We start from the raw sequence: 14,007 nt of genomic DNA, 5'->3' as shown, positions 1-14,007 counted from the left end.
CAACCGGGGCGTACCCGGCTGCGGACGGCCACCGCCCGCTCATGCGAGGCGTGGGGTCAGGAACCCGAGGCCAGCTTCTCCGGGTCGACGACATCGGCGGCCGGCGGGGCCTTGACGTCGACGGTCTTGCCGTAGTCGCTGAAGGTCACGGTGCCGGGGCCGTCGGAGCCCTTGTTCACGACCTTCAGGAAGTAGGGCTTGCCCTCCATCGCGACGTAGAAGGTGGTGGTCTCGCCGCCCTTCTTGCGGGTCAGGACGGCCGCCTTCGCGCCACCGACCTCGGAGTCGTCCTCGCGCTTCAGCTTCTTGAGGTTCTTGTTGCTGAACATGTCGTCGGGGTTGCAGATGGCCTTGCCGCCCTTGTTGGGCTGCTTCACCCAGCGGCCCTTGAGGAGCTCCGCCGTGGCGCCGCCGCCGCTGGACTCCCAGAACTTGTCGTCAGCCTTGGTGTACGAGGCGTCGCCCGCGGACAGGAACTCGGCCTTCCCCGTCTTGGCCGAGCCCATCGTGCCCTTGCAGTCGCCGGACTCGGCGACCGCGAACTCGATGTCGCTCACCTCGCCCTTCTGCTTCATCTGGCCCTTCATCCGGTAGGACCCGGCGTCCTTGGAGGCCTTGGACGCCTTGTCGGCGATCTTGTCGGCGCTCATGCCGTCGAAGGGGTCCGAGTCACCGCCGTCGCCGCCGCAGCCCGATACGCCGATGACGGCGGCGGCACAGACGACGGCCACTGCCAGGAGCTTCCGGTTGGCTGCCATATACGCGTACTCCTCAAAAAGGTGCGCCTGGGTCGGCACACAGCAAGTTCTTACGGTGACTTTAATTCGGCCATGTGGGTGCTGTGTCCCCCGGGGCTACTCCACGACGTGACGGCCCTCCGGCCGCGCGCTGCACGAGGCGCGGAAGGAGCAGTGTGTGCAGTGCTGGCCCGTGGTCGGTGTGAAGCGCTCGTCGAGGACCTTGCCCGCGGCCGTCGCGAGCAGGTCGCCTATCCACTCCCCCGAAAGGGCCTGCTGGGCCTGCACCTTGGGGAGGGATTCGCCGCCGTTCTTCTTGGCCGCACCCTGGCGGAGCTGCACCAGTTCCGCGCCGCCCGGTTCCGGTCGTACGCCGTCGAAGGCGTCGTCGGCTGCGCCCTCGCGGAGCGCGAGCTGGTAGACCGCGAGCTGCGGATGGCGGGCGACCTCGGCGGCGGTCGGCGCCTGCTTGCCTGTCTTGAAGTCCACTACGTAGGCACGGCCTTCCGCGTCCTGTTCGACGCGGTCCATCGAGCCCCGTACGCGTACTTCGTAGGGGCCCGCTTCAAGGGTCACGTCGAAGCCGTGCTCGCTGGCCACGGGGGTGCGGCTCGCGCGGTCCATGACGTGCCACTGGAGGAAGCGTTCGAGCGCCACGCGCGCGTGCTCCTTCTCCTGCGCCGACTTCCACGGCGCGTCGAAGGCGAGCGCGTCCCACACGGAGTCGAGGCGCTCCATGAGGACGGCGAGGTCGGCGGGGGTGCGTCCGGAGGCCACCTCGTCGGCGAGGACGTGCACCACGTTGCCGAAGCCCTGGGCGGCGGTCGAGGGCGCGTCCGCCTTCACCTCGCGGCCCAGGAACCACTGCAAGGAGCAGGTGTTGGCGAGCTGGTCGAGCGCGCTGCCGGAGAGCACGACGGGCTTGTCGCGGTCCCGCAGGGGGACCTCGCCGGCCGTCGGCTCGTACATGCCCCACCAGCGGTAGGGGTGTGCGGGCGGCACGAGGGGACGGCCGTCCGCGTCGCTCAGCGCGGCGAGCCGGGCCAGGCGCTGGGCCGCCGCCTCGCGCAGGGGCTCGGAGACGCGCGGGTCGACGGTGGTGGCCCGCAGCTCCGCCACGAGGGCGGCGACGGACAGGGGGCGGCGCGGCCTGCCCGTCACGTCCTTCGGCTCGACCCCGAGTTCGGTGAGGAAGCGGGACGGCTGGTCGCCGTCGTCGGCGGGTGCCTTGACCGCGGTCACGACGAGGCGCTCTCTCGCGCGCGTGGCGGCCACGTAGAAGAGCCGGCGTTCTTCGGAGAGGAGGGCTCCGGGGGTGAGCGGCTCGGCGAGGCCGTCGCGCCCGATGCGGTCGGCTTCCAGGAGGGAGCCGCGGCGTCGCAGGTCGGGCCAGAGGCCCTCCTGGACGCCCGCGACCACGACGAGCCGCCACTCGAGGCCCTTGGAGCGGTGGGCCGTCATCAGGCGTACGGCGTCAGGGCGCGCCGCCCGGCGGGTGAGGGTGTCCGCGGCGATGTCCTGCGCCTCGGTCTCCTCCAGGAAGTTGAGGGCGCCCCGGCCGCCGGTGCGTTCCTCGGCGCGGGCCGCGGCGGCGAACAGGGCGCAGATCGCGTCCAGGTCCCGGTCGGCGTTGCGTCCCGCCGCGCCGCCGCGCCGGGCGGCGCGTTCGAGGCGCCCGGGCCAGGGTGTGCCGTCCCACAGCTCCCACAGGGCCTCCTCGGCCGTGCCGCCGCCCGCGAGGTGCTCACGGGCCTTGCGGAGCAGCGCGCCGAGGCGCTGGGCACCACGGGCGTACGTGGGGTCGTGCGCGACGAGCCGCTCCGGCTCGGCGAGGGCGCGGGCAAGGAGCTCGTCGGAGGGCGGCGGCACGTGGTTGCCGGCCGCCCGCTCCTCCTCGCGCAGGGCACGGCCTAGCCGACGCAGATCGGCGGCGTCCATACCGGCGAGCGGCGAGCCGAGCAGAGCCAGCGCGGTCTCGGTGTCGAGCCAGGTGGGGGCGGTGCGGGGGGTGGCCGCGGACGCGGCGACAGCACCGTGAACCGGCTCGTCTTCACCACCAGGCATGGCCGCGAGCCCGGGCCCAGCTCCCGGCTCAGGCCCGGCACCGGGCTCGGACCCGGCATCCGGCTCGGACCCGGCGCCCGGCTCAGGTCCGGCACCCGGCTCAGGCCCGGCTCCCGGCTCGGGCCCGGCTTCCGGCTCAGGTGCGGCTTCCGGCTCAGGCCCGGCTTCCCGCTCTGACACGACATCCGCCCCAGACACCGCTTCAGCCCGAGCCACGGCTTCGACCCCCGCTGCCGCTTCCGGCTCTGTCTCCGACAGCACTGCCGTGGCCACCACCCGTAGCGCGGTCAGGAGTGGTGTCACCGCGGGCTCGTGGCGCAGGGCTATGTCGTCGCCGTCGATCTCCAGGGGGACGCCCGCCGCGCTGAGGCTGCGGCGGACCGCGGGGATCGTGCGGGCGCCTGCGCGGACCAGAACCGCCATGTCGCCCCAGGCGACGCCGTCCTCCAGGTGCGCGCGCCGCAGGATGTCCGCGATGTTGTCCAGTTCCGCACCGGCCGTCGGGTACGTGTACACCTCGGCCCGGCCGCCGTCCCTGACCGGCGTCAGCTCCCGGTGGGCCCGCACCTTCTCCGCGGGCAGCCTGGTGAGCGGCATGCGGCGGGTGAGCAGCCGGGTGGCGGCGAGCAGCTCAGCGCCCGACCTGCGCGACGTCGTCAGGACCTCGACCGGTGCCGGATCGCCGTCCGCGCGCGGGAAGTCGTACGGGAACTCCAGGATGCCGTTCACGTCGGCGCCCCGGAAGGTGTAGATCGACTGGTCGGGGTCCCCGAAGGCGACGAGCGTCCTCCCCGCGCGGTCACCGTCCTCGCCCCACGCGCGCGGGGAGCTCCGCGGCCCCTGGTTCCCGGCGAGGGCGTGCAGCAGCCGCACCTGCGCCGGGTCGGTGTCCTGGTACTCGTCCACGAAGACCGCGTCGTACTGCGCGCCGAGCGCCCGCTCCACCTCGGGACGGTGTGCGAGCAGCACCGCGCGGTGGACGAGTTCCGCGTAGTCGAGCGTCCCCTGGAGGTCGAGCACGTCCAGGTACTCGGCGAGGAAGGCCGCGGCGGCCCCCCAGTCGGGGCGGCCGCTGCGGCGGGCGAAGTCGTCCAGGGCGGCGGGGCCGAGGCCCAGCTCACGGCTGCGGGCGAGCACGGCACGCACCTCGTCGGCGAAGCCGCGGGTGGTGAGGCAGGCCCGCAGCTCGTCGGGCCAGCGGACGTGGCCACGGCCCTCCTTCGCCAGGTCGATCTGGCCCGCGAGCAGCTCACGTACCGCCACGTCCTGCTCGGGACCCGAGAGGAGCCGCAGCGGTTCCACGAAGAGATCGGCGTCCTGGTGGGCCCTCACGAGGGCGTAGCAGAAGGAGTGGAACGTGGTGGCCTGCGGGGCACGCGCCTGCCCTATGCGCAGCGCCATGCGGTCGCGCAGCTCGACCGCGGCCTTGCGGCTGAAGGTGAGGACCAGGATCCGCGCGGGATCGGCCCCGCGGGTGATGCGCGCGGCGACGGCCTCCACGAGCGTGGTGGTCTTGCCCGTGCCGGGACCCGCGAGGACCAGGAGCGGCCCCGCCCTGTGGTCAACCACCGCGCGCTGACCTGCGTCCAAGCGAGGGGGCTCCGTCGGAGCCGGCGGCGTACGCACCAGCCGGTAGGCACCCGGGGGCCCCTGTCGTACCTGGTGGTACGACGGGTGCTGGAGGTGCCGAGCGGAAGAAGGGGAGCTCACGTGGGTCGCCGGTCCTGGTGGGTGTGCTGGTCGAAGAGCGGCTGCGTGGTGGCCGCGGGGTGACGGGGATGTGTGCTGTCGACGCTACGCCAGTGCGTACGGGGGACGCGTGGCTTCCCCCGTACGGGTCACCGGCCCTCCGCCGGGCCCCCCGATGCCGGAAGCTGTCAGATGTGAGCCTCCGGAGCCTGCGGACGAGCGATCCCCGCGGCGTCGCCCTCCGGGGCGAGGCCGCCCGTACGACGTCGACCGGACGGCTCGGCGTCACCGACCGGCGCGACATGTGTCACATGCACCACATCCGTCATATTCATCACATCCACCACGCCCGCCACCTCGCCCCCGTCCCAGCGAGCCCGCCGCATGTCGAGCTTCGGCACATGCCCCTGGGCGGCGCGCGAAGCCTCACGCAGGGGCGTGCCCTCCGCGCGGTACCGGTCCAGGGCCCGCAGCTCGCTGCCCGGCAGCAGCACGCCGTCCGAGCGCACGACACGCCACCACGGCACGCTTCCTCCGTAGAGGGCCATCACGCGCCCGACCTGGCGCGGGCCCCCTTCCTGGAGCCACTCGGCGACGTCCCCGTACGTCATCACGCGGCCCGGAGGGATCATCTCCGCGACCTCGAGGACCCGCTCCGCGTACTCCGGAAGCTCGGGTGCGGCATGGTCGGACGGCACCCGTCCCGTTCTGCTCTCCTCGCTCATCCGGCCCATCCTGCCGCACTCCACCGACACCGTGGACGGCCCGCGAGGGAGCGTGCGGCAGCGCGTCCGAGGGAGCGACAAGTGTCGTTTCGTGACCACTTCGCGTCCTTGCGTTGCCCCCTGATGCCCCCCTGTAGTGATCCGGCATGCCACCATCGTGCGGGCGATGACTGGTGATACGAGATCAAGAAGAGACGACGGAGCGGCAGGGCGTGCATCCCGATGAGAAGGCGGGCACCTCTGCTTCCGAGTCACACCCGGACACCGGTGGCCCCAGCCCGAAGGCCGACGGCGACATCGGGTCCGACGCCGGCTTCGACCCCGGCATGGACGGCGATGGAGCCCACACCGACCGCGTGGAGCGCGACGAACCGCTCCTCTCCGCGCGCGTGCACCGCCCTTCCGACCTCATGCGGCTGCTCGTCGGCGTCCTCGCCGTCGTCGTGCTCCTCGCGATCGCCGCGTTCGCGCACGGCACGACGTCCGGCCTCGAACAGGACATCGACAAGGGGACGGAGCAGGCGCCCGACCTGCTGATCAAGGTGGCGGGTCTGGTCGCCAGCATCGGCGTCCTGCTCGTCCCCGTCGCCTTCGCGATCGAACGGCTGGTCAAACGCGACGGCCTCCGCATCGCCGACGGTGTCCTCGCCGCCGTCCTCGCGCACGGCGTCACCCTGGCCACCGACCTCTGGGTCGCGAAGGCCGCCCCCGGCTCCATCCAGGACGCCCTCACCAAGCCGTCCCCCGCCGACCTCCACGCGTTCACCGACCCGGTGCACGGCTACCTCGCGCCCGTCATCGCGTACATGACGGCCGTCGGGATGTCGCGCAGACCGCGCTGGCGCCTGGTGCTCTTCGTGGTGCTGCTGCTCGACGCGTTCACCATGCTCGTCACCGGCTACACCACGCCGTTCTCGATCTTCCTGACGGTGCTCATCGGCTGGACCGTGGCCTACGGCACGCTCTACGCGGTCGGCTCGCCGAACGTACGGCCCACCGGACAGACGCTCCTCGCCGGCCTGCGGCACGTCGGCTTCCACCCCGTCAGCGCCGCCCGTGAGGAGTCCCCGGACACCGAGCACGGCGACCGCGGCCGCCGCTACTTCGTCACCCTGGAGGACGGCCCACCCCTCGACGTCACGGTCATCGACCGCGAGCAGCAGGCGCAGGGCTTCTTCTACCGCGTCTGGCGCAGGCTCACCCTGCGCGGCATCACCCAGCGGCGCAGCCTTCAGTCCCTGCGCCAGGCCCTGGAGCAGGAGGCCCTGCTCGCGTACGCGGCGATCGCGGCCGGCGCCCACGCGCCCAAGCTGATCGCCACCTCCGAGCTCGGCCCCGACGCGGTGATGCTCGTCTACGAGCACACGGGCGGCCGTTCGCTCGACATGCTGGAGGACGAGGCGATCACCGACGACCTGCTGCTCGAGACCTGGCGGCAGGTGCAGGCGTTGCAGTCCCGGCGGATCGCGCACCGCAGGCTGGCGGGCGACGCGATCCTGGTGGATCGTTCCGGCACGGTGATCCTCACGGATCTGCGCGGTGGCGAGATCGCCGCGGGCGACCTGGTCCTGCGCATGGACACCGCCCAGCTCCTCACCGCCCTCGGCCTGCGCGTGGGCGCCGAGCGCGCGGTCGCGACCGCCGTCGAGGTCCTCGGCCCCGACGCGGTGGCCGACTGTCTGCCGCTGCTCCAGCCGATCGCCCTCACCCGCTCCACCCGCGGCACGCTGCGCAAGCTGGCACGCGAACGCTCCCAGCGCGAGCGCGAGGCGGTCCTCGAAGCCTCCCGCAAGTCCCGCCAGAGCGTCCGCGCGGACGTCGCGGAAGACCCGGACGTACGCACGGACAAACGGGCCCAGAAGCAGGTGAAGCAGGCCGCCAAACAGGAGCGGCAGGCCGAGAAGCAGGCCATAGACGACGCCCTGGAACAGGCCCGCGAGGAGGACCTGCTCACCCAGATCCGCCACCAGGTGCTGCTCATCCGGCCGACGGCGCCCGTCGAGCCGGCACAGCTCGAACGGATCAGGCCCCGCACGCTGATCAGCTTCATCGCCGGAGCCATCGGCGCGTACTTCCTGCTGTCGCAGCTCACCCACGTCGAGTTCGGCACGCTGTTCCAGGAGGCCCAGTGGGGCTGGGTGGCCGCGGCCGTCGGCTTCTCCGCGCTGAGCTACTTCGCCGCGGCGATGAGCCTTCTCGGCTTCGTGCCGGAGCGGGTGCCGTTCCTGCGGGCGGTGGCGGCGCAGGTCGCCGGGTCGTTCGTGAAGATCGTGGCGCCGGCGGCCGTCGGCGGCGTCGCGCTCAACACGCGCTTCCTCCAGCGCTCGGGCGTCCGGTCCGGGCTCGCGGTGGCCAGCGTCGGCGCCTCGCAGCTCTTCGGCCTCGGCTCGCACATCCTGCTGCTGCTGATCTTCGGCTATCTGACCGGGACGGAGAAGACGCCGTCGTTCACGCCGTCCCGGACCGTCATCGCCGGTCTCCTCTCCGTCGCGGTGCTCGTGCTCGTGGTGACGGCCATCCCGTTCCTGCGGAAATTCGTCGTCACGCGCGTGCGGTCGCTTTTCGCGGGTGTCGTGCCGCGCATGCTGGACGTCCTCCAGCGTCCCCAGAAGCTGCTCACCGGCATCGGCGGCATGCTGCTGCTCACCCTCATGTTCGTGCTCTGTCTGGACGCGTCGGTGCGGGCCTTCGGCAGCGAGGAGATGACGACGCTGAGCCTCGCGAGTGTCGCCGTGGTCTTCCTCGCGGGCAACGCGCTGGGCTCGGCGGCCCCCACCCCCGGAGGCGTGGGCGCGGTCGAGGCCACGCTGACCTTCGGCCTGATCGCGGTCGGCGTGCCCAAGGACGTGGCGGCCCCCGCGGTACTGCTCTTCCGGCTCCTGACCCTGTGGCTCCCCGTGCTCCCCGGATGGCTGTTCTTCAACCACCTCACAAGGAAGGGGCTGCTGTGACACACCCCTCCTGCGGAGGCACCGCGCCCGAGGCGGCCCCCTCCTAGAGGCACGGTTCCTCACCCGCACGGCCCGCGCCCCGAGCGCCCCGTCAGGAGCCGCCGCAGGATGGGCACATGCTCACACGGACCCAGCCACGCGCCACCGCTCTGGCCGCAGCCCTGCTCCTGTCCTCGACGCTCGCGGCCTGTGGCGGCGACTCGGAGGCCAAGGACCAGGACCTGTCGAAGCAGAAGCTGAGCTGGAAGGACTGCCCCTCGCCCAGCGCCGCCGAGGGCGGAGGTGACGCCCCGTCCCCGCTGCCGGGCGGGGCCGAGTGGCAGTGCGCCACCATGAAGGCGCCCCTGGACTGGTCGGAGCCCGAGGGCGACACGCTCGACATCGCGCTGATCAAGGCCGCCGCCGGTGGCGCCGAGGACAAGCGCATCGGCTCGCTGATCTTCAACTTCGGCGGGCCCGGCGGCTCGGGCGTCACCACGCTGCCCGCCTTCGGCGAGGAGTACGCCAAGCTGCGCACCCGCTACGACCTGGTGAGCTTCGACCCGCGCGGCGTCGGCCGCAGCGACGGCGTCACGTGCGAGGACGACGAGCAGCTCGACGAGTACTTCCAGCAGGACGCCACGCCCGACGACGAGAACGAGCGCAAGAAGCTCATGTCCAACGTCAAGGCCTTCAACGACGCGTGCGAGAAGAACTCCGGCCGTACGCTCCCCCACGTCCGCACCACCGACGCGGCCCGCGACATGGACCTGATGCGGCAGGTGCTCGGCGACGACAAGCTGCACTACTTCGGCATCTCGTACGGCACCGAACTGGGCGGTGTCTACGCGCACCTGTTCCCCGACAAGGTGGGCCGCGCGGTCTTCGACGCGGTCGTCGATCCCACCCAGGACGCCGAGCAGAGCTCGCTGGGCCAGGCCAAGGGGTTCCAGCTCGCGCTCGACAACTTCGCCGAGGACTGCGCCTCCCAGGAGGACGAATGCCCGGTCGGCGACTCGGCGCAGGACGTCAAGGACCGGATCGCGAAGCTCCTGAAGGACCTGGACGGCAGGCCGATCAGCGGCATCCCGCCGCGCGAGCTGACCCAGACCGCCGCCACCAGCGGCATCGCGCAGGCCCTGTACTCCAAGGACTTCTGGCCGTACCTCACCCAGGGGCTCGAAGAGGCCTACGCCGGCGACGGCAGGGTCCTGATGGCACTCGCCGACTCGATGAACGGGCGCAACGAGGACGGCCGGTACAGCAACCTCCAGGCCGCGAACGTCGCCATCAACTGCGCGGACGACAAGCAGCGCTACTCCGCCGAGGACGTCGAGAAGAAGCTCCCCGAGTTCCGCGAGGCCTCCCCGCTGTTCGGCGACTACCTGGCGTGGGGCATGACCGGCTGTACCGACTGGCCGGTCGTCGGCCAGGCCGACCACCCGGACGTGAGTGCCGACGGCGCGCCGCCCATCGTCGTCATCGGCAACACCGGCGACCCCGCCACGCCGTACGCGGGCGCGCGCGAGATGGCGCGGGCCCTCGGCGAGGACGTCGGCGTCGAGCTGACGTACAAGGGGCAGGGGCACGGGGCGTACGACAGCAAGAACCCGTGCGTACGGAGGAACGTGGACGGCTACCTGCTGGACGGAACGGTCCCGAAGAGCGGAACGGTCTGCTCCTGAAGCCCACTCCGGTCACTGTCAGTGGCCCCGCCTACTATGGCTTGACTGTCTTACAAGGGGGGAAGCGCGCGATGCGGCGTTTCGTACGGTCCGTGGCCCTGGCCGCCGTCGGTGTGCTGACGGCGGGGCTCGCCGTCGGCTGCGGCGGCTCGTCCGACGACGGGGAGGACGACGCGAAGAACCCGTCGGCGTCCGCCCCGGATCCGGGACCGAAGCCCGACCCCTCCTCCACCCTGCCCGCCTCGCTCACCTCGCAGAAGCTGGACTGGGACCGCTGCGAGGCGCCCGAAGGTGGGACGGCGCCGGGCTCGGGATGGCAGTGCGCGACGCTCGACGTCCCGGTGGACTATGCCGAGCCGGACGGCGACACGATGGGCGTCGCCCTGATCCGCGGGCGTACGACCGGCAAGGGCGAGCGCATCGGCTCCCTGCTGTTCAACTTCGGCGGCCCCGGCGGCTCGGGCGTCTCCGGGCTGCCCTCCTTCGCCGACATGTACGGCTCGCTGCGCGAGCGGTATGACCTGGTGAGCTTCGACCCGCGCGGGGTGGCGGCCAGTGAGGGCGTGCGGTGCCGCGACGACAGGGCGACGCAGGCCGCGGAGCAGAAGGTCGACCTCACGCCGGACACCGCGGCCGAGGAGAAGACGTACTTCGAGGACGCCGCGGACTTCGGCGCCGGCTGTGCACGCGGTGCGAAGAAGGTCATCGGGCATGTGTCGACGGTCGAGGCCGCCCGCGACATGGACCTCATGCGTCAGGTCCTCGGCGACGAGAAGCTGCACTACATGGGCGTGTCGTACGGTACGGAGCTCGGTGGTACGTACGCGCACCTGTTCCCTGAGCGCGTCGGCCGCCTCGCGTTCGACGCGGTGGTGGACCCGAGCGCGGACTCCGTGGGCCACGCCAAGAACCAGGCGAGGGGCTTCCAGCGTGCCCTCGACAACTACTTCACGTCCCGCGGCCAGGACCCCGACAAGGGCACGGCGAAGATCGCGAAGCTCTTCGAGAAGCTCGACGCCGAGCCGATGCGCGCCTCCGGCAGCAGGAAGCTGACGGAGTCCCTGGCCAGCACAGGCATCCTGGTCACGCTCTACAGCAAGCAGACCTGGCCCGCGCTGACCCGCGCCCTCGATGACGCCGACAAGGGCGACGGTTCGTCGCTGCTCCAGCTCGCCGACGCGTACAACGAACGCGACCCCTCGGGGAAGTACAGCACGCAGAGCCATTCGCAGCGGGCCATCTCCTGCCGCGACGCCAAGGCGCGGGCGACTCCTGCCGAGGCGAAGAAGCGCCTCGACGAGTTCCGGGACATCTCACCGGTCTTCGGGGAGTTCCTGGGCTGGGACACGGCCGGCTGGTGCTACGAATGGCCGGTGGCCGGGCTGCACGACTCCCCCGAGGTGAGCGCCCCGGGCGCCGCCCCGATCCTGGTCGTCGGCAACACCGGCGACCCCGCCACCCCCTACGAGGGCGCCCGCAAGATGGCGGACGAGCTGGGCAAGGGCGTCGGCATCCATGTGACCTGGAAGGGCGAGGGCCACGGGGCGTACGGCAACGGCAGCGACTGCGTGGACGACACGGTCGACGACTACCTCCTCGACGGCAAGACCCCGAAGGACGGCAAGGTCTGCGAGTCCTAGCGAGGAGAGCGAGAAGAGCGAAGTAGCGCGAAGAGGGGCCCCGCACCATCAGGTGCGGGGCCCCTCCTGTGCCACGTCTAGTAGATCGGCTTCTCGGGCTCGATCTGGTTGACCCAGCCGATCACGCCGCCGCCCACGTGGACCGCGTCCGCGAAGCCCGCGGACTTCAGCACGGCGAGGACTTCCGCACTGCGGACACCCGTCTTGCAATGCAAGACGATCTTCTTGTCCTGCGGAAGGCCGCCGAGCGCGGACCCCATGAGGAACTCGTCCTTCGGGATCAGCTTGGCGCCGGGGATGGAGACGATCTCGTACTCGTTGATCTCCCGGACATCGATGATCTCGATGTTCTCGCCCTCGTCGATCCACTCCTTGAGCTGCTTGGGAGTGATCGTCGAACCGGCCGCCGCCTCCTGGGCCTCCTCGGAGACGACGCCGCAGAAGGCCTCGTAGTCGATGAGTTCGGTGACGGTGGGGTTCTCGCCGCAGACCGCGCAGTCGGGGTCCTTGCGGACCTTGACCTGGCGGTACTGCATCTCCAGGGCGTCGTAGATCATCAGGCGGCCGACGAGCGGCTCGCCGATGCCCGCGAGGAGCTTGATGGCCTCGTTGACCTGGATGGAGCCGACCGACGCGCAGAGCACGCCGAGGACGCCGCCCTCGGCGCAGGACGGGACCATGCCGGGCGGCGGGGGCTCCGGGTACAGGCAGCGGTAGCACGGCCCGTGCTCGCTCCAGAAGACGGAGGCCTGGCCGTCGAAGCGGTAGATCGAGCCCCAGACGTACGGCTTGTTGAGCAGCACGCACGCGTCGTTGACCAGGTAACGCGTGGCGAAGTTGTCCGTGCCGTCGACGATCAGGTCGTACTGGCTGAAGATGTCCATCACGTTCTCGGCCTCGAGCCGCTCTTCGTGGAGGATCACGTTCACGTACGGGTTGATGCCGAGGACCGAGTCCTTGGCGGACGCCGCCTTGGAGCGGCCGATGTCCGCCTGGCTGTGGATGATCTGACGCTGCAGATTGGACTCGTCGACCTCGTCGAACTCGACGATGCCGAGCGTGCCCACACCGGCCGCGGCCAGGTACATCAGCGCCGGCGACCCGAGGCCACCGGCGCCGACACACAGCACCTTGGCGTTCTTCAGCCGCTTCTGCCCGTCCATCCCGACGTCGGGGATGATCAGGTGGCGGGAGTACCTGCGGACCTCGTCGACGGTGAGCTCAGAGGCTGGCTCGACCAGGGGTGGCAGCGACACGGGGACTCCGTTGGTCGGTTGTGCGGAACGGTTGTTCTGCACGTAACACTGCCACGCCCTTCTTCATTCCGAGATACCTGTTCCGATACGCGAGACGATCCCGTCCCACCAGCCGGGCCGCCGACAGCCCGGCGCACTTGGTGGGGCAGCGGTCGAGCGCCGCGGCCCGCCGCTAGGTCCTGGTCAGATGCGGCAAGCGGCCTCCATCCAGATGTCGGCGAGGGACTCCTCCAGGTTGATGCGGGGCCGCCAGCCGAGCCGGTCGCGGGCGGTGCGCACATCGGCCTGCTGCCAGCTTCCGCAGCCGTCCGGGTACGGGTACACGGCGGGCCCGCCGTGGTCCGGCTCGCCGCGGGGATGGCCGATGACGGGCCGTACGGACACCTGGTCGAGTTCGTGCAGGGCTCCGCCGTACCCCGCGACGCGGGCGAGCACGGCGGCCGCCTCGCGCAGCCGTACGGCACGGCCGGAGCCGATGTTCACGACGCCCTGCGCGGCGGAGAGCGAGGCGGCGTGCACGGCCCTCGCCACGTCGCGTACGTCGACGAAGTCCCGCTGCACGCCGAGGCCGCCCAGCTTGAGCTCGCCGTCCCCGGACTGCATCGCCCGCCGCATGGCCTCGGCGAGCCGCCCGAGGGGCGAGCCCGCGGGCGTGCCGGGCCCCGCGGGCGAGAACACCCGCAGGACGACGGCGTCGAGCCCGGAGCCGAGCACCAGCTCGGTGGCGGCCAGCTTGCTGACGCCGTACGGCCCGCCGGGCCTCGGCACCGCGTCCTCCGCGGTCGACGACCCCGGCTGGCTCGGGCCGTACTCGGCGCCGCAGCCGAGCTGCACCAGCCGTGCCCCGCAGCCGCTGCGCCGCAGGGCCTCGCAGATGGTGGCGACGGCGACGGTGTTGTGCCGGGTCAGCTCGCGGGCACCGCCCCGGGTCGCACCGGCGCAGTTGATCACTACGCCCGGGTGGACGGCGTTCAGGAACCGGGTGAGCGCACCTGGGCTGCCGCTGGCGAGGTCGAACCGTACGTCCGAGTCGTCGCCGCGGCCGAGCGCCGTGAGCTGCACCGCCGGGTCGGCGAGCAGCCGGTCGGCGACGAAGCGGCCGAGGTATCCATTGGCTCCGATCAGCAGCACTCTCATCGGGCGCCTCCCGGGGTGGCCGCTCGCGGGCGGAGGCGACTGCGGGTGGTCATCTGGCTTTCTCCTTCGGGATGGTGCCGTGGATCACGGGGTAAGGCGCCCGCGGTGTCGGCCCCGCGGGAGTTGTCGTGGCCGGTGGGGCGG

7 protein-coding genes and 1 pseudogene are annotated in these 14,007 nt (G+C 71.7%); 3 read left to right on the top strand and 5 right to left on the bottom strand.

Annotation, left to right across the window (positions count from 1 at the left end; all coding sequences use genetic code 11):
- Window positions 1-56 precede the first annotated feature (56 nt).
- The 3 genes and pseudogenes from ACRAKF_RS25460 to ACRAKF_RS25450 form a co-directional block, all read right to left on the bottom strand.
- Entirely contained in the window at window positions 57-758 is a 702-nt protein-coding gene (locus ACRAKF_RS25460) for a hypothetical protein (RefSeq protein WP_447039831.1), read from the bottom strand.
- Window positions 759-854: 96 nt separating this feature from the next.
- On the bottom strand, window positions 855-4,511 hold the full coding sequence (locus ACRAKF_RS25455) for an ATP-dependent helicase (RefSeq protein ID WP_447039829.1): 3,657 nt from the start codon (window positions 4,509-4,511) through the stop codon (window positions 855-857).
- 338 nt (window positions 4,512-4,849) lie between these two features.
- Window positions 4,850-5,215, bottom strand: a pseudogene (locus ACRAKF_RS25450) (MGMT family protein); the annotation flags it as partial.
- Between the two features lie 173 nt (window positions 5,216-5,388).
- Here ACRAKF_RS25450 and ACRAKF_RS25445 point away from each other — a divergent pair.
- The 3 genes from ACRAKF_RS25445 to ACRAKF_RS25435 all read left to right on the top strand — a co-directional run bounded on the left by ACRAKF_RS25445 (window position 5,389) and on the right by ACRAKF_RS25435 (window position 11,470).
- A complete protein-coding gene (locus ACRAKF_RS25445; RefSeq protein WP_447039828.1) occupies window positions 5,389-8,166 on the top strand; it encodes a lysylphosphatidylglycerol synthase domain-containing protein in 2,778 nt (925 codons plus the stop codon).
- A gap of 116 nt (window positions 8,167-8,282) precedes the next feature.
- Window positions 8,283-9,830, top strand: coding sequence for an alpha/beta hydrolase (locus tag ACRAKF_RS25440; RefSeq protein WP_447039826.1), 1,548 nt, complete (start codon window positions 8,283-8,285; stop codon window positions 9,828-9,830).
- Window positions 9,831-9,901: 71 nt separating this feature from the next.
- On the top strand, window positions 9,902-11,470 hold the full coding sequence (locus tag ACRAKF_RS25435; RefSeq protein ID WP_447039825.1) for an alpha/beta hydrolase: 1,569 nt from the start codon (window positions 9,902-9,904) through the stop codon (window positions 11,468-11,470).
- 77 nt (window positions 11,471-11,547) lie between these two features.
- Here ACRAKF_RS25435 and moeZ read toward each other — a convergent pair whose 3' ends face one another.
- Complete coding sequence (gene moeZ / locus ACRAKF_RS25430) at window positions 11,548-12,726, bottom strand: adenylyltransferase/sulfurtransferase MoeZ (RefSeq protein WP_447039824.1); 1,179 nt, start codon at window positions 12,724-12,726, stop codon at window positions 11,548-11,550.
- A gap of 183 nt (window positions 12,727-12,909) precedes the next feature.
- Window positions 12,910-13,863 (bottom strand): NAD-dependent epimerase/dehydratase family protein, encoded by a 954-nt coding sequence (locus tag ACRAKF_RS25425; RefSeq protein WP_447039823.1) that lies wholly within the window; start codon window positions 13,861-13,863, stop codon window positions 12,910-12,912.
- Between the last annotated feature and the right edge of the window lie 144 nt (window positions 13,864-14,007).

Source organism: Streptomyces sp. DSM 118878 (assembly GCF_052936595.1).
The sequence above is the reverse complement of the archived record's forward strand: the minus strand, read 5'-3'. Positions and strand labels throughout refer to the sequence as shown.